Origin of the sequence: Rhizobium sp. LjRoot30 (assembly GCF_964253915.1) — a bacterium.
Lineage (GTDB): Bacteria > Pseudomonadota > Alphaproteobacteria > Rhizobiales > Rhizobiaceae > Metarhizobium.
The window spans coordinates 1-23,679 of the sequence record NZ_CAXUSG020000013.1; the positions used below are offsets into that span (position 1 = coordinate 1).

The 23,679-nt window shown below is 61.8% G+C and carries 27 protein-coding genes, 1 tRNA gene and 1 riboswitch; of the genes, 9 read left to right on the forward strand and 19 right to left on the reverse strand.

The window, feature by feature from the left end; all coding sequences use genetic code 11:
* Positions 1 to 116: 116 nt before the first annotated feature.
* The 7 genes from ACSQ3I_RS21900 to ACSQ3I_RS21930 all read right to left on the reverse strand — a co-directional run bounded on the left by ACSQ3I_RS21900 (position 117) and on the right by ACSQ3I_RS21930 (position 7,128).
* Positions 117 to 1,040: a reverse transcriptase family protein gene (locus ACSQ3I_RS21900; protein ID WP_436002410.1), complete on the reverse strand. Its 924-nt coding sequence runs from the start codon at positions 1,038 to 1,040 to the stop codon at positions 117 to 119.
* Positions 1,030 to 1,335 carry a helix-turn-helix transcriptional regulator gene (locus ACSQ3I_RS21905; protein ID WP_436002412.1) on the reverse strand — a complete coding sequence of 102 codons (306 nt, stop codon included), beginning with the start codon at positions 1,333 to 1,335 and terminating at the stop codon, positions 1,030 to 1,032. The genes ACSQ3I_RS21900 and ACSQ3I_RS21905 overlap by 11 nt, the downstream gene beginning before the upstream one ends.
* Positions 1,336 to 1,369: 34 nt before the next feature.
* A complete protein-coding gene (locus tag ACSQ3I_RS21910; protein ID WP_436002414.1) occupies positions 1,370 to 1,546 on the reverse strand; it encodes a hypothetical protein in 177 nt (58 codons plus the stop codon).
* A 467-nt stretch (positions 1,547 to 2,013) separates the two neighbouring features.
* Positions 2,014 to 4,878: an aminomethyl-transferring glycine dehydrogenase gene (gene gcvP, locus ACSQ3I_RS21915; RefSeq protein WP_436002416.1), complete on the reverse strand. Its 2,865-nt coding sequence runs from the start codon at positions 4,876 to 4,878 to the stop codon at positions 2,014 to 2,016.
* On the reverse strand, positions 4,878 to 5,240 hold the full coding sequence (gene gcvH, locus ACSQ3I_RS21920) for a glycine cleavage system protein GcvH (RefSeq protein ID WP_436002418.1): 363 nt from the start codon (positions 5,238 to 5,240) through the stop codon (positions 4,878 to 4,880). The genes gcvP and gcvH overlap by 1 nt, the downstream gene beginning before the upstream one ends.
* A gap of 43 nt (positions 5,241 to 5,283) precedes the next feature.
* Positions 5,284 to 6,423: a glycine cleavage system aminomethyltransferase GcvT gene (gene gcvT, locus ACSQ3I_RS21925; RefSeq protein WP_436002420.1), complete on the reverse strand. Its 1,140-nt coding sequence runs from the start codon at positions 6,421 to 6,423 to the stop codon at positions 5,284 to 5,286.
* A gap of 155 nt (positions 6,424 to 6,578) precedes the next feature.
* Positions 6,579 to 6,666: riboswitch (glycine riboswitch) on the reverse strand.
* Between the two features lie 192 nt (positions 6,667 to 6,858).
* Positions 6,859 to 7,128, reverse strand: a complete 270-nt coding sequence (locus ACSQ3I_RS21930) for a hypothetical protein (protein WP_436002422.1) — start codon at positions 7,126 to 7,128, stop codon at positions 6,859 to 6,861.
* 389 nt (positions 7,129 to 7,517) lie between these two features.
* Here ACSQ3I_RS21930 and ACSQ3I_RS21935 point away from each other — a divergent pair, with 389 nt between their 5' ends.
* The 4 genes from ACSQ3I_RS21935 (at position 7,518) to ACSQ3I_RS21950 (ending at position 10,810) form a co-directional block, all read left to right on the forward strand.
* The gene (locus ACSQ3I_RS21935) at positions 7,518 to 8,513 is read left to right on the forward strand and encodes an RluA family pseudouridine synthase (protein ID WP_436002424.1); all 996 of its coding nucleotides are present in this window, start codon (positions 7,518 to 7,520) and stop codon (positions 8,511 to 8,513) included.
* Positions 8,513 to 9,166, forward strand: coding sequence for an HAD-IA family hydrolase (locus ACSQ3I_RS21940; RefSeq protein ID WP_436002426.1), 654 nt, complete (start codon positions 8,513 to 8,515; stop codon positions 9,164 to 9,166). Before ACSQ3I_RS21935 ends, ACSQ3I_RS21940 begins: the two co-directional genes overlap by 1 nt.
* Before the next feature lie 9 nt (positions 9,167 to 9,175).
* Positions 9,176 to 9,961 carry an ATP12 family chaperone protein gene (locus ACSQ3I_RS21945; RefSeq protein ID WP_436002428.1) on the forward strand — a complete coding sequence of 262 codons (786 nt, stop codon included), beginning with the start codon at positions 9,176 to 9,178 and terminating at the stop codon, positions 9,959 to 9,961.
* 69 nt (positions 9,962 to 10,030) lie between these two features.
* Positions 10,031 to 10,810: a hypothetical protein gene (locus tag ACSQ3I_RS21950; protein ID WP_436002430.1), complete on the forward strand. Its 780-nt coding sequence runs from the start codon at positions 10,031 to 10,033 to the stop codon at positions 10,808 to 10,810.
* A 64-nt stretch (positions 10,811 to 10,874) separates the two neighbouring features.
* Here the strand turns inward: ACSQ3I_RS21950 and ACSQ3I_RS21955 are convergent, their stop codons facing one another.
* From ACSQ3I_RS21955 to ACSQ3I_RS21990, 8 genes are all read right to left on the reverse strand, one after another.
* Positions 10,875 to 11,189: a DMT family transporter gene (locus ACSQ3I_RS21955; RefSeq protein ID WP_436002432.1), complete on the reverse strand. Its 315-nt coding sequence runs from the start codon at positions 11,187 to 11,189 to the stop codon at positions 10,875 to 10,877.
* A 182-nt stretch (positions 11,190 to 11,371) separates the two neighbouring features.
* Positions 11,372 to 12,205, reverse strand: coding sequence for an S-formylglutathione hydrolase (gene fghA, locus ACSQ3I_RS21960; RefSeq protein ID WP_436002434.1), 834 nt, complete (start codon positions 12,203 to 12,205; stop codon positions 11,372 to 11,374).
* Between the two features lie 4 nt (positions 12,206 to 12,209).
* On the reverse strand, positions 12,210 to 12,683 hold the full coding sequence (locus ACSQ3I_RS21965) for a YaiI/YqxD family protein (RefSeq protein WP_436002436.1): 474 nt from the start codon (positions 12,681 to 12,683) through the stop codon (positions 12,210 to 12,212).
* 84 nt (positions 12,684 to 12,767) lie between these two features.
* Positions 12,768 to 13,169 carry a hypothetical protein gene (locus ACSQ3I_RS21970; RefSeq protein ID WP_436002438.1) on the reverse strand — a complete coding sequence of 134 codons (402 nt, stop codon included), beginning with the start codon at positions 13,167 to 13,169 and terminating at the stop codon, positions 12,768 to 12,770.
* A 131-nt stretch (positions 13,170 to 13,300) separates the two neighbouring features.
* A complete protein-coding gene (locus tag ACSQ3I_RS21975) occupies positions 13,301 to 14,428 on the reverse strand; it encodes an S-(hydroxymethyl)glutathione dehydrogenase/class III alcohol dehydrogenase (protein ID WP_436002675.1) in 1,128 nt (375 codons plus the stop codon).
* 154 nt (positions 14,429 to 14,582) lie between these two features.
* The gene (locus ACSQ3I_RS21980; protein ID WP_436002440.1) at positions 14,583 to 15,209 is read right to left on the reverse strand and encodes a GNAT family N-acetyltransferase; all 627 of its coding nucleotides are present in this window, start codon (positions 15,207 to 15,209) and stop codon (positions 14,583 to 14,585) included.
* 64 nt (positions 15,210 to 15,273) lie between these two features.
* Complete coding sequence (locus tag ACSQ3I_RS21985) at positions 15,274 to 16,536, reverse strand: hypothetical protein (RefSeq protein WP_436002442.1); 1,263 nt, start codon at positions 16,534 to 16,536, stop codon at positions 15,274 to 15,276.
* An 81-nt stretch (positions 16,537 to 16,617) separates the two neighbouring features.
* On the reverse strand, positions 16,618 to 17,559 hold the full coding sequence (locus ACSQ3I_RS21990; protein WP_436002444.1) for a DMT family transporter: 942 nt from the start codon (positions 17,557 to 17,559) through the stop codon (positions 16,618 to 16,620).
* A 230-nt stretch (positions 17,560 to 17,789) separates the two neighbouring features.
* Between ACSQ3I_RS21990 and ACSQ3I_RS21995 the strand changes: the two genes are divergently transcribed.
* Complete coding sequence (locus ACSQ3I_RS21995) at positions 17,790 to 18,095, forward strand: helix-turn-helix domain-containing protein (RefSeq protein ID WP_436002446.1); 306 nt, start codon at positions 17,790 to 17,792, stop codon at positions 18,093 to 18,095.
* A gap of 76 nt (positions 18,096 to 18,171) precedes the next feature.
* Here the strand turns inward: ACSQ3I_RS21995 and ACSQ3I_RS22000 are convergent.
* Positions 18,172 to 18,256: transfer RNA gene (locus ACSQ3I_RS22000), tRNA-Leu, on the reverse strand.
* Positions 18,257 to 18,444: 188 nt separating this feature from the next.
* Here ACSQ3I_RS22000 and lipB point away from each other — a divergent pair.
* Together lipB and ACSQ3I_RS22010 are read left to right on the forward strand one after the other, a co-directional pair.
* On the forward strand, positions 18,445 to 19,185 hold the full coding sequence (lipB, locus tag ACSQ3I_RS22005; protein WP_436002448.1) for a lipoyl(octanoyl) transferase LipB: 741 nt from the start codon (positions 18,445 to 18,447) through the stop codon (positions 19,183 to 19,185).
* Positions 19,182 to 19,601 carry an OsmC family protein gene (locus ACSQ3I_RS22010; protein ID WP_436002450.1) on the forward strand — a complete coding sequence of 140 codons (420 nt, stop codon included), beginning with the start codon at positions 19,182 to 19,184 and terminating at the stop codon, positions 19,599 to 19,601. Before lipB ends, ACSQ3I_RS22010 begins: the two co-directional genes overlap by 4 nt.
* Before the next feature lie 105 nt (positions 19,602 to 19,706).
* Here the strand turns inward: ACSQ3I_RS22010 and ACSQ3I_RS22015 are convergent, their stop codons facing one another.
* Positions 19,707 to 20,210: a BON domain-containing protein gene (locus ACSQ3I_RS22015; protein ID WP_436002452.1), complete on the reverse strand. Its 504-nt coding sequence runs from the start codon at positions 20,208 to 20,210 to the stop codon at positions 19,707 to 19,709.
* 93 nt (positions 20,211 to 20,303) lie between these two features.
* Positions 20,304 to 20,798, reverse strand: coding sequence for a peptide deformylase (locus ACSQ3I_RS22020; RefSeq protein ID WP_436002454.1), 495 nt, complete (start codon positions 20,796 to 20,798; stop codon positions 20,304 to 20,306).
* A gap of 340 nt (positions 20,799 to 21,138) precedes the next feature.
* On the opposite strand from ACSQ3I_RS22020, the gene mgtE reads away from it, so the two are divergent.
* Positions 21,139 to 22,557, forward strand: a complete 1,419-nt coding sequence (gene mgtE / locus ACSQ3I_RS22025) for a magnesium transporter (protein WP_436002456.1) — start codon at positions 21,139 to 21,141, stop codon at positions 22,555 to 22,557.
* Positions 22,558 to 22,633: 76 nt separating this feature from the next.
* Positions 22,634 to 23,020: a MerR family transcriptional regulator gene (locus ACSQ3I_RS22030; RefSeq protein ID WP_436002458.1), complete on the forward strand. Its 387-nt coding sequence runs from the start codon at positions 22,634 to 22,636 to the stop codon at positions 23,018 to 23,020.
* A 193-nt stretch (positions 23,021 to 23,213) separates the two neighbouring features.
* Here the strand turns inward: ACSQ3I_RS22030 and ACSQ3I_RS22035 are convergent, their stop codons facing one another.
* A complete protein-coding gene (locus ACSQ3I_RS22035; RefSeq protein ID WP_436002460.1) occupies positions 23,214 to 23,678 on the reverse strand; it encodes a methyltransferase family protein in 465 nt (154 codons plus the stop codon).
* Position 23,679: the final 1 nt, after the last annotated feature.

A 23,679-nucleotide genomic window follows, 5' to 3' on the forward strand; every position in this document is an offset into this window, starting at 1 on the left:
CCAGCATCGGACATTTGCGCAAGGCGACGTAGCTGTCCGATTTGGGGTCGGAAGCAAAACGGCTGCTTTTCAGAGGCAAAGTAGACAGGCGAATTGAGCGACGCGCAATTCGACCTTTAGCCAATTTGACTGTTGCCACCCAGTTTAAACGTTTTTGGCAGAGTTGAGAAGTTTGTGATCTGCCTGATCTGGCCTTGGAGGCCGAGGAGGCTCTCTTGCAGTTTTTCCTCAACGTCTCTCGCGGGCTTATCCCGCATCAACTGCTTTGCCACCGCGACTTTCTTCAACTGGCGATTAGGTACAAGCAGACGGTTGCCGTCAATGATTACACCTGTAACCTCCGCCGGCCTATCGATGTAGGTCTTTTCTTTGTGATAGCGCAAACCTGCACCGTGGATCGCGCGCTTGATATCAAACATCACTACCGGGGAAACCGACATGCCGGAGATAGTAACATCATCAATGTAAACTGTAAGGCGGTAGTCATGTCGTTTACAAATTTCGGCAATCGCCTCCCAAACATCGTAGTGAGCAAAATAGGCCATAATCGGACTTAATGGACTGCCGGTCGGCAAATGCTCTTTGTAGCACGCAAGTTTCGCAAGTGTCGCAGCGATATCCCGCTCGCAATGCATCACCGAACGAAAAAACCAGAACACCCGCCGAGCAGACGTACTTGGGAAGTATTTGCGAACATCAAGGCAATGGATGACCCGCTGACCACGATGCTGCGCTGCGTTGCTAACGTAGCATCGGCCTTTCACCGGGCAAAAGAGATAATCACGGGGCGCGATATTTGACAGAACTCGTGCAAGTTTAGCTTGAACGAGCTTCAACTGACGACGAGGATTTTCAACGCCGCGCAAGCCGCCTTGCTTTTTGGGAACCTCAAATTCCGTATATAACGAATCTGCCGTTTTCGTTAATCGCCTAAGATCGCCAATCGAAATGCCGAGCAGTTCGCACAGCCTCTTCCTAGAGCGCAGCATGTACAGCGGAGACTGATCAAGCGCATACGCTTTACGTGGCCTATTCGGCATGGCTATTTCCAGCTCGGTCCTCAAGATATTTCATGAGACTAAGGATTTTGGATGCGACAAACGTCCGTGCCTTGTCATGTGCTGACGACTTTACCATGCTTTCCGAAAAGAACATGATCGACGAAGCTGGAATGCTGAACGCAGCCTCATATTTCCGCAGAAGGTCGAGGGTCGGCTCCTTATGACCTTTCTCGATTTCCGAAAGATAGGATTTCGAAATACCGAGCTTCGCCGCTGCATCGGTTTGCTTCATATCGTGATAAACGCGGATCAGGCGAAGTGCTTCGTTTAGCATAACGATTCCTTTCAATACAAAGCAGGGCGGCCGATTACTCCTTCAAGACCTTGATCACATGATAGATAAGCCACACCACAGGGGTGATGACCTTACCAACTGCGGTCAAGAACCGAATTGTCGCCGGACGAACAAGGATCGAGATCCAGGTGTTCCGCGTCTTGACTTTCATCTGCCGCCGTTCCCGGTCGGAATGCTTCGATGTTTCCATCGGTTTTCTCCTTTCACATCAGCCTCAACAAGATTGTTGAGACTGCCATCGTGATGTGAAAGAGGGGCGAGAACGGTAAACCCTGCCTGTACGGGCGCGTCCCGCCATCGGGACGCGCCCGCGCCGCCATGTGACCTGCACCTGCCGGACGGAAGTCAGAAGACTTTCGCCTTCCACAAAGCCCATTGCTGGGCTTCAACGAGTGATGGACCTATCCCCTATTAATTTCGACAGAGCCAACATACCCGATTACGGTCGAACCACAAGAAAAAAGTTCGCCAATGGCGAACTTTTTCAATTTACTGGAGAGCCGTATTCCAGAGGTCTCATCTGCCTCTGCTTTCGAGGCGCGCCGCGCAGGCCTACACGGACAACATGGCACGCAAAACCGTAGTCAGACGTGAGTACCCTTGTTGGCTGCTACGGACCGAAAGCGGCCTCCTTCACGGGAGCCGCCCTCATTCTCCTTACTCCGCAGCCTCCGCATAACTCTCCACCGGCGGGCACGTGCAGATGAGGTTCCTGTCCCCAAACACATTGTCCACCCGGTTGACCGGCGACCAATACTTGTCCACCCGGAAGGCGCCCGGCGGGTAGCAGGCTTGTTCGCGGGAGTATGGGCGGTCCCAGTCGCCGACGAGGTCTTCCACCGTGTGCGGGGCGTTTTTCAGCGGGTTGTTCGTCCGGTCCATGCGGCCGTCCTCGATGGCGCGGGCTTCCTCGCGGATTGCCAGCATCGCTTCGCAGAAACGGTCGATCTCTGCTTTGGTCTCGCTTTCGGTCGGCTCGATCATCAGCGTGCCGGCGACCGGCCAGCTCATGGTCGGCGCATGGAACCCGCAGTCGATCAGGCGCTTGGCGACGTCATCGACGGAAACGCCGGCGCTTTCGGAGAGCGGACGGGTGTCGATGATGCATTCATGCGCGACGCGGCCGTTTTCGGCGGTGTAGAGCACGTCGTAGGCGCCTTTGAGGCGGGCGGCGATGTAGTTGGCGTTGAGGATCGCCACCTTGGTCGCCTGCGTCAGACCTTCGCCGCCCATCATCAGGCAGTAGCTCCAGGAGATCGGCAGGATCGAGGCGGAGCCGTAGGGTGCGGCGGAGACGGCGCCTTCGCGTCCGTCCGTCTCCGGATGGCCGGGCAGGTGCGGGGCGAGGTGGGCCTTGACGCCGATCGGACCCATGCCCGGGCCGCCGCCGCCATGCGGGATGCAGAAGGTCTTGTGCAGGTTGAGGTGGGAGACATCCGAGCCGATGTCGCCGGGGCGGGCGAGGCCGACCATGGCGTTCATGTTGGCGCCGTCGAGATAGACCTGGCCGCCGTGGCTGTGGGTGATCTCGCAGATTTCCCGCACCGTCTCCTCGAAGACGCCGTGGGTGGAGGGATAGGTGATCATGCAGCAGGAGAGATTTGCCGCGTGTTCTTTCGCCTTGGCGCGGAAATCGGCCATGTCGATGTCGCCGGTCTCGGTGACCTTGACCACCACAACCTTCATGCCGACCATCTGGGCCGAGGCCGGGTTGGTGCCGTGCGCCGAGGTGGGGATGAGGCAGACGTCGCGATGGGCGTTGCCGCTGGCGATGTGGTAGTTGCGGATCGTCAGGAGGCCGGCATATTCGCCCTGCGCACCGGAATTCGGCTGCATCGAGAACGCATCGTAGCCGGTGACGGCGCAGAGTTTCTGGGCGAGATCGTCCAGCATCTCCTTGTAGCCGAGGGCCTGGTCGGCGGGCACGAAGGGGTGGATGTCGGAAAATTCCGGCCAGGTGATCGGCAGCATTTCGGCTGTCGCGTTGAGCTTCATGGTGCAGGAGCCGAGCGGGATCATCGCCCGGTCGAGCGCCAGGTCCCGGTCCGAAAGGCGGCGGATGTAGCGGGTCATCTCGCTTTCGGCGCGGTTCATGTGGAAGATCGGGTGGGTGAGGTAGGCGCTCTTGCGCAACAACGGTTTTGGCAGGCGCCAGTCGGAGTCGAAATCGGCGAGGCGGAAATGGCCGCCGAAGGCGCGCCAGACGGATTCGAGCGTTGCCGGCCGCGTGCGTTCGTCGAGGCTGATGCCGATCTTCGTCGCGCCGATCTTGCGCAGGTTAACGCCTTCGGCGACCGCGGCGCGCAGGATGAGGCCCTGCATGTGGCCGACATCGACGGTGATGGTGTCGAAGAAGGTTTCGGGTTCGACCTTGTAGCCGAGCTTTTCCAGGCCCTTGGCCATCAGCACGGCCTTGCGGTGCACCTGCTGGGCAATCGCCTTGATGCCTTCGGGGCCGTGGAAGACGGCATACATCGAGGCCATGACGGCGAGCAGCACCTGGGCGGTGCAGATGTTCGACGTCGCCTTTTCGCGGCGGATGTGCTGTTCGCGGGTCTGCAGCGACAGGCGGTAGGCGCGGTTGCCGCGGGCATCGACCGAGACGCCGACGAGGCGGCCGGGCATCGAGCGCTTGTAGGCATCCTTGACCGCCATGTAGGCCGCATGCGGGCCGCCGTAGCCGACCGGCACGCCAAAACGCTGGGTGGAGCCGATGGCGATGTCGGCGCCCATTTCGCCGGGGGATTTCAAGAGCGCCAGCGCCAGGGGATCGGCGGCGACGGTGGCGATGGCGCCGTTTTCATGCAGCTTGGCGATCAGCGCGGTGAAATCGCGGACGTGGCCGTAGGTGCCGGGGTATTGGAAGAGGGCGCCGAAGACCTCGTTCGCCTTCAGGTGTTCGTCGGGATTGCCGACGATCACCTGCCAGCCGAGCGGCGCGGCGCGGGTCTTGATCAGGGCGATGGTCTGCGGGTGGCAGTTTTCGTCGACGAAGAAGGTTTTTGCCTTCGACTTGGCGACGCGTTCGGCCATGGCCATGGCTTCGGCGGCGGCGGTCGCCTCGTCGAGCAGCGAGGCGTTGGCGACGTCGAGGCCGGTCAGGTCGCAGACCATGGTCTGGTAATTGATCAGTGCTTCCAGGCGGCCCTGGCTGATTTCCGGCTGATACGGCGTGTAGGCGGTGTACCAGGCGGGGTTTTCGAGGATATTGCGCTGGATCACCGGCGGGGTGATCGTGCCGTAATAACCCTGGCCGATCAGCGAGACGAGGTTCTTGTTCTTGTTGGCGATCTCGCGCAGCCGGTCGAGCGCTTCGCGCTCTGTCATCGGCGCGCCCCAGATCAACGGGGCGTCCTGGCGGATGCCCTTTGGCACGGTGGCGTCGATCAGTGCGTCGAGGCTGCCGTAGCCGACAACCTTCAGCATCTCCTGCATCTCGGCCGGCGACGGGCCGATGTGGCGGCGGTTGGCGAAGTCGTAGGGCTGGTAGTCGGTGAAGGAAAATTCGGTGGGCGTCGACATTACGCGATCAGCTCCTTGTAGGCGGATTCATCAAGCAGGCCATCGACATCGGCAAGGTTTTTCAGCTTCAGCTTGAAGAACCAGCCGGCGCCCTGCGGATCGGAATTGACCAGCGACGGGTCGGCGGTGATCGCCTCGTTGATCTCGGTGATTTCGCCGTCGAGCGGACAATAGACCTCCGAGGCCGCCTTGACGCTCTCGACGGTGGCGGCATCGGCGCCCTTGTCGAAGCTTGAGCCGACATCGGGCAGTTCGACGAAGACGAGGTCGCCGAGCTGTTCGGCGGCGTGTGCCGTGATGCCGACGGTGGCGACGTCGCCGTCGATCTGCAGCCATTCGTGTTCAGCGGTGAATTTCAGCATGGAATGGGTTCCTCTCCGGAAGCTTTATGGGATGGCGGGCGTATCAGCGCTTGTAGGTGGGCTTGATGAAGGGCAGCGCGGTAACGGTGAGCGGCAGGAATTTTCCGCGCACCTCGGTGAAGATCTGGGTGCTGGGGGCGGTGTGGCTGGCCGAAACGTAACCCATGGCGACGGGGCTTTCGACCGAGGGGCCGAAGCCGCCGGAGGTGACGTGGCCGATCTCCTGGCTGCCTTCGGCATCGGCAAAAAGTTTTGCCGGCGGGCGGACGGGGGCCTTGCCATCGGGCTTCAGGCCGACGCGGCGGCGGGAGGTGCCGGTTTCCAGCTCAGCGAGGATGCGGGAGGCACCCGGAAAGCCGCCTTCGCGGGCGCCGCCTGCACGGCGGGCCTTCTGGATCGCCCATTCGAGGCCGGCCTCGATCGGCGAGGTGGTGGTGTCGATGTCGTTGCCGTAGAGGCAGAGGCCGGCTTCGAGACGCAGGGAGTCGCGGGCGCCAAGACCGATCGGCTGGACGTCCGGGTGTTCCAGCAGGCGCTGGGCGATGTCGACGGCATAGTTGGCGGGGACGGAGATTTCGTAGCCGTCCTCACCGGAATAGCCGGAGCGGGAGACCAGACAGGAGACGTCGTGCAGGCGGCAGTGGCGCACGTCCATGAATTTCATGGCGGCGACGTCGGCCCAGAGTTCGGCAAGCGCCTCGACGGCGCGGGGACCTTGCAGTGCGAGCAGGGCGCGGTCTTCCAGCACCTCGATCTCGCAACGATCACCGATATGGCTCCTGATGTGGGCGATGTCGGCGGCCTTGCAGCCGGCGTTGACGACGACGAAGAGGTGGTCGTCGCGGCGCGTGATCATCAGGTCGTCGAGGATGCCGCCATTGTCGTCGGTGAGGAAGCCGTAGCGCTGGCGACCGTCCGCGAGGCTGAGGATATCGACCGGGACGAGGCTTTCCAGGGCGAGCGCGGCATCCTCGTAGGATCCCGAGCGGGCGCGGACGATCAGCTGGCCCATGTGCGAGACGTCGAACAGGCCGGCGGCGGCGCGGGTGTGCAGGTGCTCCTTGAGCACGCCGAGGGGATATTGCACCGGCATGTCGTATCCGGCGAACGGCACCAGGCGGGCGCCGAGCGACAGGTGCAGCGCGTGCAGCGGGGTGGTCTTGAGTGCGGTCTGATCGTTCAAGCGAACGCCTCCAGGTCTCGCGCTTTTAAAAGCGGCAGCTCGAATCGTTACGGTGATGCACACCGCGGTGACGAGCCCCCTCTGTCCGTTTGCCTGAGATTGTTATCCCTTCGGCGAACCTCCCTTTGCAGGGGTGTTTCTCTCCAGAGTTCCTGTCGGCCTCGCTGGTCCTTTTGCCTGAGAGTTTCCGGGGCGGTTGCTCCTTCGGCACCGCATCGAAGCGGTTTCTCCCAACGGGGTGAGGGCAATTATCGGTTTCGCCGTGATCTTGGCAAGGGGCAAATGTCGTATGCGAGCAATTTTTTGTCGCGCCAGGTTCGGCTCGCGAACTGGCCCCGTTTCGTGCCGAATTCGATCCGCGGAAGCGTGGACATGAAACAGGCGGAGAACCGGCCGGTTCTCCGCCTGTTTCAGCGGGAGGAATATCTGTTGGTGTCAGCCGCCGGCGCGTCGATAGGCGTCGATCGCTTCCTGGACGGAAGCCTGCGGCTGGTGATCGCCGAAATTCATCATCGACAGTTCGGCAGAGGCAGTGCGGATGACATCGGGAATGGAATCGGCTTCGTCGACGCCTTCGTTTTCCTTGGCTTCGAAGGTGCGGACCACTTCCTGGACATATTGCTTTCGCGCAACCCGTTGCGGCGGCTTGAGGGCTTCCATCGCATAGGCCGCGGTATTCGCGGAAACTGTGACCACCTGTGTCATCGTATCTACATACTCTCCTTATGACAGCAATATAACGCGCACGCCTTCCCGAGCGCTTAAACAAGAAGGTTAAATTTTAACGGATTATGCGTTCTTTCGTGTCTTGACGGAGAACGGCAGTAACCCTTTCGATTGCGACTTGCGGTCCGTCAGTAAAAGCATCATCGGACCTGTGGAACGGCAAGTGGTCGGGGTATATCTGTTTCAGGGAAGGCGATGCATGCCGCTTGTCTTTGCTTGCCCTGTCTTTCCGGAATGCCGATGACGCCGTGCGAATCGGTCAAAAACATGGGGCTGGTGCAATTCCGGTTTTGCCTTTGGCGGAAAATGTTCTAAAGCCAGCGTCAAAGCCGGTTTTATCGGCCTGAAAGCACGTTTAAGGGACCAAGATGGCAGGGATCGAACATATCACCGTGGAAGCGGACGAGGCGGGCATGCGGCTCGACCGCTGGTTCAAGGTGCATTTTCCCGGCCTGGGTTTCGGGCAATTGCAAAAGTTGCTGCGCTCCGGCCAGGTGCGCGTCGATGGCGGACGCGTGAAGACAGATGCCCGCGTGCAGCCGGGGCAGGTGGTGCGCGTGCCGCCGCTCGATGTCGACTTGAAGAGCACCAAGAGCGGACCGATCGCCTCGAAGGATCTGAAACATTCAGATGACGCTGAATTGCTGGCGCGCATGCTGCTGCATGAGGACGAGAAGGTGTTCGTGCTCAACAAGCCGGCTGGCTTGGCGGTGCAGGGCGGTTCCGGCGTCCACCGCAACATCGACAAGATGCTGGAAGCCTGGACCAACAAGCGGGGCGAGAAGCCTCGCCTCGTGCATCGCCTCGACCGCGATACTTCGGGCGTGCTGGTCATTGCCCGCACCCGCGGCGCGGCGCAGAAGCTGACGGCGGCGTTTCGCGAACGCGATACCAAGAAGACCTACTGGTCGCTGGTCAAGGGCGTGCCGCGCAAGCACGAGGACCGGATTTCCACCTGGCTGGTGAAGGAGCAGACGCCTGATGGCGACCGCATGCGGATCGCCAAGCACGGCGAAGAGGATGCCGATCACGCCATTTCCTACTACCGCGTCATCGAGACGGCGGCCCAGAGCCTCGCCTGGCTGGAGATGGAGCCCTATACCGGCCGTACCCACCAGCTGCGTGTCCATGCCCTGCATATCGGCCATCCGATCATCGGTGATCCGAAATATTTCATCGACGATCCGAACTGGGATTTCCCGGGCGGTGTGCAGCGGCGCCTGCACCTGCATGCGCGCAAGATCGATATTCCGCATCCGAACGGTGGCCGGCTGAAGGTCACCGCACCGTTGCCGCCGCATATGGTGCAGACATGGAACCTGCTTGGCCTCGATCTCGACAGCGCCTCCGGGGACGATGACTGATGCAACTGGTGCTTTTCGATTGCGACGGCACGCTGGTGGATAGCGCCGGCCTGATCCATGAGGTGATGGTGCGGACGTTTCGCCATTTCGGCCATGTGCCGCCGGCGCTTTCCGATACCAAGGGTGTCATCGGGCTGACGCTCGACATCGCAATCGCCCGCCTGCAGGGCAAGGCCCATGCCGACGGCGAAGCGAATGCGATGATGGTGCATTACAAATCCATCTTCGCCGGCGTGCGCGCCGAGGCGGGTTTCGAGGAGCCGCTGTTCGACGGCATCCGGTCGTTGATCGACGACATTGGTGGGCGCGAGCATATCCTGATCGGCGCCGTCACCGGCAAATCGCGGCGCGGGTTGGACCAGATCCTCGACACGCATGGTTTCCGCAAATATTTCGTGGTGTCGCGCACCGCCGACGACTGCCCCTCCAAGCCGCATTCGGCCATGGTGAGCGAATGCTGCGACGAAACCGGCATGAATGCCGCCGATACCATTGTCATCGGCGATGCAGTGTACGATATGCTGATGGCAAAGGCGGCAGGCGCGCGGGCGATTGGCGTTTCCTGGGGCTATGCCACCGTAGACGAATTGCTGCAGGCAGGCGCGGACGTTATCGTCCACCATCCCCGCGAACTGCTGCAGCACATCCAGTGAGACAAGACGATGCGTGACCTGCTGAACGACCTTTCCGAAGGCCTGAGCCATCCCGACCCGATCCGCCGCGCGCAGGTGCAGATGAAGCGCCCGCTGCCGAAGCGTTTTTACACGGACGTCAGTGTGGCCGAGGTGGAGGGTGCCTATCACATTCAGCTCGACGGCCGCGGTGTGAAAACACCGGCGAAACGGCCACTGGCTGCCGGCACTGCCGCGCTGGCGGATGTGCTGAAGGCGGAATGGGAGGCGCAGGCGGAAAATATCGATCCGGCGACGATGCCGGTGACCCGGCTGATGAACACGGCCATCGACGGCATCGCCGACGATCCGCAGGCGGTGTTCGAGGATATTCTCCGCTACAGCTCCAACGATCTTCTCTGTTACCGCGCCGGCGAACCGGTGGAACTGGTGGCGCGACAGGCCGAGCGCTGGGATCCGCTGATCGACTGGGCGGCCAATGTGCTGGGCGCCCGTTTCATCCTCATTGAAGGCGTGATCCATCAGGAGCAGCCGCGCGAGGCGATTGCCGCCTTCGCGGTAACGTTACGGAAGTACGATAACGCTACGGACCTTGCCTGCCTGCACACGATGACGACGCTTTCCGGCTCGGCAATCCTGGCGCTGGCTTTTGCCGAGGGCCTCCTGTCGCTGGAGGAGATGTGGGCTCTGGCTCATCTCGACGAGGACTGGACGATCGAGCATTGGGGCACCGACGAGGAGGCCGAGGCCCGCCGGGCGGGGCGTTTCCAGGAAATCGATGCGGCGGCGAGAACATTTTCCGCCTTGCATGGCTGAGCTTTAGCCGTTCATTAACCATAAAAGCGAAATCTGGGGCCGATACCAATCGGCTTTCCGGATTCGCTCATGGCCCGTTTTTTCGTCCGCCTCTTTACCCTGTTGTTCCTGGGTGTTCTCATCACGGGATGTGCCGCCGTGAAGCGATACCAGGATGAACGCCTGCCACGCTACGATGTGCGGGAGGTTGCAGTTCTCGCCAGAGGGAGGGTTTCACCGGCGCTGATCCGCGGCGTCGATTCGCGTGTTTCGCATGCGATCTCGGCAACGATCCGTACACAGGCGCTGCCGCGGGTGGTGCTGTCGGTCAAGATCGACAAGGTGGTCAAGGGCATCGGAGAAAACCGTGACCGCAACGAAGCGACGTTCAGCGTCGATGTCTTTGCCGTCGACAACGGTGCGCTGCTTGGCAATGGCATGTTTAAGGCGATCAGCTATTCCACCTCGGCAGACACTGCCGAACTGGGGCTGGCCGAAGAGATTGCCGCCCGCATCCGGTCGGCTTTCGACCTGATGACCCCGCCGCTTCCGCGGGCTCGCAACGTGATGATGACGCGTCCGGCCGCCTGGGCAGCGACTGCCAAGGCCGAATACGAAGCCGAGCAGGCGACAACACGACAGACGGACGATACGCCGACCATGGAGGCCGTCAACATGCCCGAAAAGGCCGAAGCCGTGGAAGAGGTGGTGACCAAGCCGGTTGTCGTTTCCGGTCCGGCGGTTGGCGAGGATCTTGAGGGTGGCGCCGTCGGCAAGATTTCCATCAAGCCGGCGGCCTCTACCACGACCACGGAAGAGGTGCTGCCGGCCGAGACAACCGCGACCGGCGCCAAGCCCGCGACGCCCTGATACGGCTTCGTGCCGAAAGATGATGAATGGGGCGGGGCCGTGAGGCCGCCGCCCTTTTCCATGATCAGGCAGTCGCCTTCAGGCCGGCGATGCCGGCGACGATCAGGCCGACGCAGATCAACCGGACGGCCGTTGCCGGCTCCGAGAACAGGAAGATGCCGAGCGCGACAGTGCCGACCGTGCCGATGCCGGTCCAGATGGCGTAAGCGGTGCCGAGCGGCAGGGTCCTGACGGCGATGCCGAGAAGCACGACGCTGGCCACCATCGAGGCGGCCGTCAGTGCGGTGGGGATGGGGCGTGTAAAGCCATCGGTGTATTTCAGGCCAACGGCCCAACCGATTTCCAGAACGCCGGCGAGGAAAAGCAGAAACCAAGCCATGGTCTCTCTCCTTGTTTCAAAGAGCGAGGCCGTCCCCGCGACATTTGCGCTTCCCCCGAACGATGTTTTCGGGGGCGCGCCGCAGTCGTCTGCGATGATGTCTATATGCCTCGGGCGGCCGTTGCTTTCAAGCACCGAAATGGCATAGCTGCCTTGCCGCCCGATATAGGGTTACGGCGCGGTTACGCCAGCCGCTCGGCGTGCCAGCGCAGGTGATCGTCCATGAAGGTGGAGATGAAGTAGTAGGAGTGGTCGTAGCGCTCGTGCATGCGCAGCGTCAGCTTGATGCCGGTGTCCTTGATCGCTTCCTCGAACAGCCAGGGGCGCAGGCCGTTGTCGAGGAAGCTGTCGGCCTTGCCCTGGTCGATGAGGAATTCCGGGAAGCGGGCGCCGTCGGCGACCAGCGCGCAGGCGTCGTAGGGACGCCAGGCGGCCTTATCGGCACCAAGATATTTTTCGAAGGCATCGACCGACCAGTGGGCGGTGGAGGGCTCGACGATCGGCGCGAAGGCCGAGCAGCTCTTGAAGCGGTCCGGATGCTTCAGCGCGATGGTCATGGCGCCGTGGCCGCCCATGGAGTGGCCGAAGATGCCCTGGCGATCCATGTCGACGCGGAAATGCTGGCTGACGAAGGCCGGAAGCTCTTCGGTGATGTAGGTGTACATCTTGAAATGATCCGACCAGGGTTTTTCCGTCGCATCGAGATAGAAGCCGGCGCCCTTGCCCATCTGCCAGTTGGTCAGTTCGTCGGCCACGTCGTTGCCGCGCGGGCTGGTGTCGGGGCAGACGATGATCAGGCCGAGTTCGGCGGCGAGGCGCCGATATTCGCCCTTTTCCATGACGTTGGCATGGGTGCAGGTGAGGCCGGAAAGATACCACAGGACCGGGCAGGGTTTTTCGATCGCCTGTGGCGGCACGAAGACGGCAAAGGTCATCTCGCAGTTGCAGGCGTCCGACTGGTGGGCGAAGACGCCCTGCATGCCGCCGAAGGCGGTGTTCTGCGACAGGATTTTCATGGGGTCAGTCTTCCTTGCTGCTGGTCGTGGCTTGGCTTGTGGACTTGGCCCGGCGGCAGAGCCGGTCGAGCGTTTCGAGAAATTTCGAGCGGTCGCGCGGCGAGAAGGCGGCGTTGTAGCCCTTGCTCTCTCCCGTTTCGCGCAGGTGCTGGCCGAGGTCGCGCATGGCGGTGGCCATGCCGATGTTGGTCTGATCGAAGACGCGGCCGGTCGGGCCGGTGACGAGGGCGCCGGCAGCGACGCAGCGGCCGGCCAGCGGCACGTCGGCGGTGATGACGATATCGCCTTCGCCGGCACGTTCGGCGATCCAGTTGTCGGCGGCATCGAAACCGTTGGAGACGATGACGTTCTTGACCATCGGGTCACGTGAGGGCCTGAGCCCAGAATTGGCGACGAGGGTCACCTCGATGCCGTGGCGTTCGGCAACCTTCAGGATTTCCGGCTTGACCGGGCAGGCATCGGCATCGACATAGATCACTGGCTCTGGCGTTCCCGTTTTCGATGCCGATGGCTATAGAGTGGATCAAACCGCCATGGAAGCGCTGAAAGGCACGGACACCGCTTATTTGCGGGTCCAGTCCTCGCGGGTCACGCCCTGCGACCCGGCATAGGTCCACACACCCTGCCACGTGCCATCAGCCTGCTCGAAATACATGGCGATTCCGAAGGTGTCGCCGGTCTTGTAGCCGACGGAAATTCCGGTGTCCTCGGGGGTGGCCGGACCCATAACGATCTGGTCCTTGGTGAAGTGGGCGCCGATGCCGGTGCCGATCGACTTGGCCCCGCCGATGGTCCAGATCACGGAGTAGGTGGCGCCGGTGCGAGTAACCTCGACGGTGCCCTCATAGGTCTCGCCGGTATCGGCATTCTTGCCGACGACATTGTAGCTGCCGGTCGGATCGGCGAGCGCCAGGCCTGGCGCTAGGATCATGGCGAATGCGGTGATTGCGGTCCTAAAAAGCATTCTTCGCTCCCTTGCGAATAGTCGTGCTCCAAAACGCAGGGAAGGTATCACCGCAGGACCGAGCGGAGCATTGGGAATGGGCGACGCCCGGCAACTTTTTTTGGTTGCCGGGCGCCTCTTATGTGCAGGTCTTAATAGAGAACGACCGAGCGGATGCTCTCGCCGGAATGCATCAGCTCGAACCCCTTGTTGATGTCGTCGAGCGGCATGGTGTGGGTGATCATCGGGTCGATCTGGATCTTGCCTTCCATGTACCATTCGACGATCTTCGGCACATCGGTGCGGCCGCGCGCGCCGCCGAAGGCAGTGCCCATCCAGTTGCGGCCGGTGACCAGCTGGAACGGACGGGTGGAGATTTCCTGGCCGGCGCCGGCAACGCCGATGATCACCGACTTGCCCCAGCCGCGATGCGAGGATTCGAGCGCCTGGCGCATGACCTTGGTGTTGCCGGTGCAATCGAACGTGTAGTCGGCGCCGCCGATGGTGTCGCCGTTGCGCTTGGTCATGTTGACGAGGTAGGGCACAATGTCGTCGCCGACCTCCTTCGGGTTGACGAAATGCGTCATGCCGAATTTTTCGCCCCAGGCCTTGCGGTCGTTGTTGATGTCGACGCCGATGATCATGTCGGCGCCGGCAAGGCGCAGGCCCTGCAGCACGTTGAGGCCGATGCCGCCGAGACCGAAGACAATCGCCGTCGAGCCGATCTCGACCTTGGCGGTGTTGATGACAGCGCCGATGCCGGTGGTGACGCCGCAGCCGATGTAGCAGATCTTGTCGAAGGGGGCGGCGGGATTGACCTTGGCGAGCGCGATCTCCGGCAGGACCGTGAAATTGGCGAAGGTGGAGCAGCCCATGTAGTGATGGATCTTGTCCTTGCCGATGGAGAAGCGGCTCGTGCCGTCCGGCATCAGGCCCTGGCCCTGGGTGGCGCGGATCGAGGTGCAGAGGTTGGTCTTGCGCGACAGGCAGGAATAGCACTCGCGGCATTCCGGCGTGTAGAGCGGAATGACGTGGTCGCCCTTCTTCAGCGAGGTGACGCCGGGGCCGACGTCGACGACGATGCCGGCGCCTTCATGGCCGAGGATCGCCGGGAACAGGCCTTCCGGATCGGCGCCTGACAGCGTGAAGTCGTCGGTGTGGCAGATGCCGGTCGCCTTGACCTCGATCAGCACTTCGCCGGCCTTCGGGCCGTCGAGCTGCACGGTCATGATTTCCAGCGGTTTTCCTGCCTGAACGGCAACGGCGGCGCGAACGTCCATGATGCGGTCTCCCTTGGTGATTTGTTTGCCGGACTTTTGCATGATGATGTCCGGCGTCTCAAGGGGCGAAAGGCGTTTTTCAAGCTTTCTCAAGGCGATCGCGCGCTTTGCGACACGCCGTGCCGCAAAGTGTCGCCATTCGTTCTCTCGTGCCTTATGCGTTGCTTTCGATCAGCGGCACATGCGGCGAGGCGGTGCGGGGAATGATACCGGACAGACGCGGATCGTCGCACACTTCCACCATCATCGTATAGGGACGGAAGCCGGAGCGCTGATAGAAAACCGGTGCCCCGGGATGATCGAAATGGCAGGTGTGGACCCAGAAACGGGTGATCGGCCGGCTCCAGGCAGAAGCCAGCGCCCGGTTCATCATGAAACGGCCGGCGCCGTTGCCGATCGCTTCCGGCACCAGGCCGAAGAAGGCGAGCTCGCACTGGCCGTCTTCACGAAAATCCAGTTCGAGAAGGCCGAGATCCTTGTCTCCGTCGCGCAGCACCGACACCTCGACTTTCGTATCGTCGAGGATGGCGCGCAGCTTGTCTTCCGGCATGATGAGCCGGGAAAACCACATCCAGTCTTCGCCGACACGGCGATAGAGCGCCCGGTATTCATCGCTGGCGGGCGTGTGCCAGCGGTCGAGCCGCAGCGAGGCAGCCGAGGCGGGGTCCGGCCGCGCAGGGGGCGGGGCCAGCATCTCCAGGCAGGTGACGGCGTTGACGATCTTGCCGGCGGGGATCGGCGAATAGCCGAACGGCAGCGGGGGATTGGTGGTGGTGCTCATGCCGCCGTTTCAGCCTGTCTTTCGGTGGAAGTCAACATGCCCCACGGTTTTCCCGCCGGCGATGTTATCGGAAGAGAATGTCGCAGGCCTTGACGATGGCGAAGCCATGAATGGTGACGGCGGCGTAGAGGCCGAAACCAGCCATGAGGCGCTCGGAGGGCTTCATTTCGTCAAGCGCCTCGCGCGGCTTGGCCCGGCCGCCGAAACCGGCGCTCATCAGGCTCATCAGGGTGAAGACAGCGAGTGCGGCGATCAGCGCATTTGCCGGCAGGCCGATCCTCCAGCCGATCCACAGAATGACGAGGGTGATGCAGAAGCTGCCGACGGCGCGCATCCGCCCTGGAAAGATCTGGCGCAGCACCTGTCCGCCGTCGAAACGGTCCATGGGCAGCAGATTGAGCAGATTGAAGGCGCCGATGATCAAGAGCGCCACGACGGAAACCTCGCCGACGACACTCGGCAGCACGCCGCTGGCGCCGAGGTCCTGGAGCAGCATGACAATCGGCACGAAGAAGGCGGACAGGCCGGCGCCCATGAGCGCACAGGTCGCCACTTCGAAATGGCTGTTGTAGGGGCGGCCGCCGATGGCGATGCCGCCGAGCAGCGGCACGAAGATCATCCGCACCCGTTCGTGGCCGAACGCCCGGTAGGCGACCATGTGGCCGAGTTCATGCAGGACGATGACGACCGTCAGCAGTGTCGACAGCACCAGGCCATTGATCGTCAGCCCGAAGAACGGCCAGAGCATCAGCGTCGAGAGAAATGCCAGCGCCACTTGCGTCACCGAGCTTTCGAACAGGCCGGTGTGGCCGGTTCGTCCGGTTTCCAGATGATTCTGCAGAGCGCCGATTTCGCGACGGAGCGAAAAATAGCGAAAGGCGAGGAAGGCAAGGCCGCGATACTGGTCGGTCTGGCTGATGACGAGTTCTGCGCCGCCGGATGAGGGTGACAAGGCGCGGTGCTCGCGGAAATCCGCCCAGAAACCGGCGTCGAGCGCGCTGTCGTCGACGATGCGCAGATCGTAGGCGGGGTTTCGCGTCGCCGTCTCGACGCTTTCGGCGATCTCGACCATGCGGGTGATCGGGCGGCCTTTCCTGTCGGGATGATTGAAGGAGCGACGGATCAGCAGGGGAGAGTCGGCAACGGCGCTGCTGGCGGCGATGGCCGGATTCCAGTCTGCGTCGTTCCTGGGGTCGAGCGCATGCCGCAATCGCTGCGGTTCGGCGTTCATCCGTCGTCGGACGGTGACGGTTCGCTCACCGAGCGGTGCGGCCATCAGGAGCCACAGCAGACCGAGATTGATGCCAAGAAGCACGAGGACGGACATGGCGCTCCCTCCAATGAGCGAAATATCCGCAGAGACTACAGTGCCGATGTTGATAATTGTGTTTTTGCAGTTCGTGCAATTTTAGCGATCTACAATATTCCTGCCGGCTTCCTGTGCCGCCCGGACACGTTCTCGCCAGATGATGAACAGGCCTGAGGCGACGATGATGGCGATGCCAAGCCATTTCGAGGCCGTCGGGAAGTCGCCGAAAATCACATAACCGAGGAATGTCGCGGAAATGATCTCGAAATACTGGAACGGTGCCAGAAGCGAGAGCGGCGCCAGCCGGAAGGCGCGCACGACGATCAGGTGGGCATAACCCGAGATCGAACCGAGAAGGACCAGCAGCAGCAGCCCAAGCGCGGAATGCGGCAGAGACATCTGGAAATCGGTGACGCCGGCGCCGTGGCCGGCGACGAGCACCGCGCCTGTCATGACGGCACCGCCGATGGCGGCGATGGTCTGCATGGTCAGCGGCGAATCGGCGTCGCCGATGGCGCGGTTGAGGAACAGGTACAGCGAGAACAGGAAGGCGCAGGCAACCGGAAGCAGGGCGGTCCAGCCGAAAATCGCGTAACTCGGCTGGATGACGATGATGGCGCCGCCGAAGCCGACGACGATGGCCAGCCAGCGCCTTATGCCGACCCGCTCCTTGAGAAAGATTGCCGACATGGCCGTCAGCATGAAGGGTTCGACGAAATAGATGGCGAAGACATCGGCGAGCGGCATGTATTTGACCGCCAGGAAGAACAGCAGGCTTGCCGCGCCGTGCAGGACGCCGCGCAGCAGGTTCATCCACGGACGCTTGGCGCGGAAGGCGCCGGCGGCACCGAAGGCCAGCAGCGGCAGTGTGCAGGCAAGCTGGAAGAAGAACCGGTAGAAGGTCACCTGTCCCGGAGACATGTTTTCGGAATTCGCCATGAATTTGGCGATGGCATCCATGACCGGCAGCACAAGCATGGCGGCCGCCATGAGCGTCATGCCCTGCAACGGATTTTGGGGAGTGGTTGGATGGGATGACATGGCCGTCTTTCCGTGCTGCTCGGGAGGGTCATGAACCACACCATGCCGGCTGCGGCAAGCCGGATGGACGCGCAGGAGACCTCCATCGGCCGGAGCCGGCATTTTTCGTCGCCTTTTGGGGTGCCGTTCGGAAAAATCTGTCCTATCTTAACGACAGCGAGCCGGATCAGGACGGGCCGGGCAAGAAAAGGCCCCGATCGATCCTTCGGTGAGGAAAAGGGGGCAAGATCATGCCCAGTCTCGATTTTTATCGCGACAGCATGTCCGAAGACGCCAAGGATACGTTTGGCGGAAGGTTATCCCTGGCGCACGACCTTGCGGGCGCAAGCCTCGATTCGCTTGCCGCAGGCCTGGGCGTCAAACGCCAGCGGGTGCGGGCCTGGGAAAGCGACCGTGCAGAACCCTCGACACGGCAGATTTTTGCGCTCGCGGCTTTCTTGCGTGTTTCCCCCATGTGGCTGATGACAGGCATCGGTGAAGGGCCTGTCGACGAGGATGGGGAGCGCGAAATGCTGACGGTGAGAAGTCAGAGGTAGCGGTGGCAATCCTTACCGCGTGCAATGTTCAAGGGGTTGAATAAAAACAAAAAACCCGGCCGAAGCCGGGTTGATTTGGTGCGGTCGAGAAGACTCGAACTTCCACGGGTTGCCCCACAGCGACCTCAACGCTGCGCGTCTACCAATTCCGCCACGACCGCATCGTGGTAGGTGCCGATTTGTGCCGGCGAGGGAGCGTGTAGCAAAAGCATTCGGGGGGTGCAAGGCCATCGTGACAGATTTTTTTCAGCTGTGAACAATCCTATATGAAAGGTGCTGGAAAACCGGCCGCCGAGCAGCTTGCCGCGGCAGGGCGATTTTGCGACAAGATGGAAAACGAGGAAAAACAATGCTGCGCACCGATCTAGACACCACCATGTTCGCCGCGCCGGGCCAGCCGCCGGTGCGCTGGCGCATCAGCGACGGGCTGGTTCCTTATGAGACGGCGGTGGCGGCGATGGAGGCGGAGGTGGCGGCCATCGCCGACGGGCAGGCCGACGAACTCGTGTGGCTGCTGGAGCATCCGCCGCTTTATACCGCCGGCACCAGCGCCGATTCTGCCGACCTGATCGCCCCGGACCGTTTTCCGGTGTTTTCCACAGGCCGCGGCGGCGAATACACCTATCATGGCCCCGGCCAGCGGGTTGCTTATGTGATGCTCGACCTCAAGCGCCGGCGGCAGGACGTGCGCGCCTTCGTGGCGGCTCTGGAAGAGGTAATCATCCGCACGCTCGAATCGATGAATGTGCGTGGCGAACGGCGCGAGGATCGTGTCGGCGTCTGGGTGCGGCGGCCGGAGAAGCCATTGCTGCCGGATGGTTCGATGGCGGAGGACAAGGTGGCGGCGCTGGGCATCCGGTTGCGGCGCTGGGTGAGCTTTCATGGATTGTCGCTGAACGTCGATCCGGATCTGGAACATTTTTCGGGCATCGTACCCTGCGGTATTACCGCCTATGGCGTGACGAGCCTGGTGGATCTGGGGCTACCGGTGATGATGAGCGATGTCGACATGCGGCTGCGCGAGGCCTTCGAGACGGTTTTTGGCGCAACGAGCGGGGAGGCGAGCGCAATGCTTGCGAGGCGGGCGTGAGCGGCTTTCGCGTCAAGGCGCGACCGACGGGGGCGGAAGCGCAATTGGGACGTCATGGTGGGCCGACGGTCGTTTCGGCGACGGGCGGCAGCTTCGAGCTTGTCGCGGCCGGCTCGCAGCCGGGCTTCAATCCGGTTGATCTGTTATACGCCTCCCTGTCGGCCTGCATGGTCTTGAGTGCACGAATCGCAGCAAGCCAGCTCGGCGTGCTCGACTCGTTTACCGGCGCTGTTGCCCGAGTGAGTGGGGAAAAGGCGGGAGAACCAAGTCGGGTCGCTTCCATGAGCGTGGTTCTGGAGATCAGCGGTGATTTTGATGCCGATACCCGCCAGGCGATCGGCCGCATGGCGGAAGAAATCTGCACCATCAGCAATACGCTGCATACGTCGCCGGATATTCGCGTCGATATCCGCTGAAGCGATTCCTGTAAAATGCGCAGCGGTTTCGTCTGCGAAATTGCATGAAGACAAATGGTTCGAGGGTTTTCGCGCTTCATGAACACGCGAAAACCCTTGGATTTATCAATCGTCCTCGGGCATGGTGCTGTCGACGCCGAGAAGGTTGAGATTGTTTCTGACCTGATGGACGCCGTCGACGCTCATGGCGGCCAGCTCCACACGTCGTGCCTGATCGATATCGTCGACATCGCCTTCGAGCGTGACGGTGTGGCCTTCCGCATGGACATCGATGGCCTGGGTGGCGATGTCGTCGAGTGTGCCGATGTTTTCCGTAACCCGCTCTTCCAGGTCGTCCTCGAGTTCGTGACCTTCGGTCGATGGCAGGGCGTTGTCGCGCAACGGCCTTTGCCTGCCGTTGTCGTCGGTCCCGGAGAGACGGTAGCCGGCGTTGGGATCGCCGTCTGCGGTTGCGGGCTCATTGCCGTAATCCGGATTTTCACCGACGGGTGCCACACCTGGCTCAGGCCCGTCCTTGTAGGGCCAGCCGGAATCGACGTCGCGGGTTTCGTAGTCGCCGTAGTCCTCTTCGCGGGAGGGCGGGCGGGTATTCTTGAAGGTTGCGGTCATGGCGTTTCTCCTCTGTGGAATCGAGGAGGAAACGTGTCGGCGGCGATTTGGTTCGGGGGTGGCTGGCCGGTTTTCTTTCTCCAGGCAGTCTAGTCAGGTCGCGGCCTTCAGCCATTTTTTGACGAGCCGTTCGCGTTTCAGGCGGGAGAGGCGCTGGATCCAGAAGATGCCGTCGAGCTGGTCGATCTCGTGCTGCATGCAGATGGCGGTGAAACCGCGCATCTCCTCGTCGTGACGGATGCCGTCGAGATCCTGGTAGGCGAGGCGGATGGCGGCGGGGCGGACGATCTCGTCGGTGGCGCCGGGCATGCAGACGCTGCCTTCGGTGTGTTTTTCCGTTTCCTCCGAAAACCAAGTGATTTCGGGATTGATGAAGGTGCGGGGGCCGAGCTTCGGGTCGAGTTCCAGCACGACGATCCGCTGGAGAACGCCGATATGGGCGGCGGTGATACCGACGCCGGGCGCGGCGCGCATGGTGTCGAGGAGATCCGCGGCGAGTGTTCGCAGGTCCTCGTCGAAGCGCTCGACGGGTAGGCAGGCGCGGGAAAGGGCAGGGTCCGGGTAGCGGAGCAGCGGTCTGATCGCCATGTCTGTCGGTGTCCTGTTCGGAAGAATTTCGTCCGCCTTATCAGGAAAACCGGAGATTTGCAGCGCCGATCGTGCCGCGTCGGGGACGATCGCCGGCGGGATTTGTGCCGCGGCGTCGGCCGCCCGTTTCCGCGAGCCTTGCCGGGCGCTGTCCTTGCAACGGCCGATGCCTTCATTTGGCTGGACCTTGGCTGTTTATTGGGTTAGCAGGGTTTTGCCGCCGCCATCGGGCCTTCACCGCCGGGCTGCTGCTATCCGATTGTTGAAACATGTGTTTTTCGTCGTTGCCGGGAAACGAACGGTGCGGCCGGAGAGCATCAGAGCGGGCGAGGGCGCGTGAATGACATATTCCGGCGAAGACGATCGCAACCGCAGCAATTTTAACGACGCGGACAGCGACATCTACACCGAGGACGGCTCGATCCGGCCGGATTTCCTAGCGCTTGTCGGCGCGGCGATTGCCGACCGCGACATCATCTTCCTGCGCCAGAACGTCACACGGCTGCACGAATCGGAAATCGGCGACCTGCTCGAATCGATCATGCCGGACCAGCGCCTGGCGCTGATCCGGCTGCTTGGCGACGAATTCGACATGACGGCGCTGACCGAGGTCGACGAGGCGATCCGCCTCGAAATCGTCGACCAGCTGCCGAACGAGCAGATCGCCGCCGCCATCGGCGAACTCGATTCGGACGACGCCGTCTACATTCTTGAAGACCTCGACCAGGAGGACCGGGAAGAGATCCTTGCCCAGCTGCCGTTCACCGAGCGGGTGCGGCTACGGCGCGCCCTCGACTATCCGGAAAGCTCGGCCGGCCGGCGCATGCAGACGGAATTCGTCGCCGTGCCGCCGTTCTGGACGGTGGGGCAGACGATCGACTACATGCGCGACGAGGAGGAACTGCCGGAGAGTTTTACGCAGATCTTCGTCATCGATCCCACCTTCAAGCTGCTCGGCGTCGTCGATCTCGACCGCATCCTGCGCACCAAGCGGCAGGTGAAGATCGAGGCGATCATGCGCGAGACCAACCATCCGATCCCGGCCGTCATGGACCAGGAAGAGGCCGCACAGCTCTTCGAGCAGTACGACCTTCTCTCTGCCGCCGTCGTCGACGATAACGACCGGCTGGTCGGCGTGCTGACCATCGATGACGTCGTCGACGTCATCCACGAGGAAGCGGACGAGGATATCAAGCGCCTCGGCGGCGTCGGCGACGAAGAACTGTCGGACAACGTGGTCTCGACGGTGCGGTCGCGCTTTGCCTGGCTGTTCATCAATCTCGGCACGGCGATGATCTCGGCCAGCGTCATCGGCCTGTTCGATGCCTCGATTGAAAAGATGATCGCGCTTGCGGTGCTGATGCCGATCGTCGCCTCCATGGGCGGCAATGCCGGGACGCAGACGATGACGGTGACGGTGCGCGCACTCGCGACCCGCGACCTCGATATCTACAATGCCGGCCGCATCATCCGTAGGGAGGCGAGCGTCGGCATCATCAACGGGGTGATGTTTGCGACATTGCTCGGCCTCATCGCCGGTCTATGGTTCCAGAACTACCAGTTGGGCATGGTGATCGGCGCGGCGATGATCATCAACCTGATTGCGGCGGCGCTTGCCGGCATTCTGTTGCCGCTGCTGCTCGACAAGCTGGGGGCCGACCCTGCCATCGCCTCTTCGGTGTTCGTGACGACGGTGACGGACTGTACCGGCTTCTTTGCCTTCCTCGGTATCGCCACCTGGTGGTTCGGCATTCATTGACGGCGCCGAATTGATTGTTACGTAAAAGTCAATAAAATGAGTGGGCCGATTTCCTCACACAGCGACGAGTGTCTGCTTGGACAAGTATTATTCCATTACCGAACTGACCCGCGAATTCGGCGTATCCACCCGGACGCTGCGGTTTTATGAGGATGAGGGGCTGATCCACCCGGAGCGGCGCGGTCGCACGCGGCTTTACCGGCAGGCGGACCGGCATCTGCTGCAGGAAATCTTGCGCGGCCGACGGATTGGGCTGACATTGGCCGAGATCGGCGAAATCATCCAGGTCTACAAGGAGCCGCCGGGCGAGGTCGGGCAGTTGAACCTGGTGCTCAAGCGGGTCGGGGAAAAGCGCGAGGAATTGCGCCAGAAACGCAAGGACATCGAGGATACGCTGGCGGAACTCGACAATGTCGAAGAGGCCTGCCTGACGCGGCTGGCGGAAATCGGCGTCGGGACCTAGAACCTTTCCAGCCGAAGCGGCATCGCTTCGGCGTCGGACAATGCGGAAATGCTCTAACGAAAAAGATCGGTTTTCGATGCGCTGCCGGCTAAAGCGTGTCGCGATCTTTCAGATTCGCTCTCACGCTTTAGCTCCTTTTTTCGCATGTCGTTTTCGCAAAACCGCTGCACACTTTTGCGCGACATACTTTAGGTCAGATCCAGCGCCGGGTGCGTTTGCAATATTGCTCGAACTCGACGCCGAAACGGGCCAGCAGGTGCATTTCTTCCCGCCGGATGACGATCATCGTGGTGACGATCGCCGCGAGTGTTGCCATCACGAAGAACCAGCCGTTGCTGGTCAGGATGCCGATGCCCATGGTCAGCAGCGTATAGCTGAGATAGATCGGGTTGCGGCTGTAGCGGTAGGGGCCGTGGGTGACGAGATGTTTCGCCGCCCGTCGTGGCATGCGGATTTTCGTGCGTGTCGTGATCGCCCAGATGTAGAGCCAAGCGGCGGCGGCTATCAGCAAAATGCCGACGCACCAGCCGATCATGGCGTTGACATGCGGGGTCGGCAGGCCGGCGACGTGATGGATGGCGAAGGCGACAACAATTGCCGTACCGTAGAGAAACGGCGGCCAGGGAAAATTCATCGGCTTTAGACGATAGGCATTCATC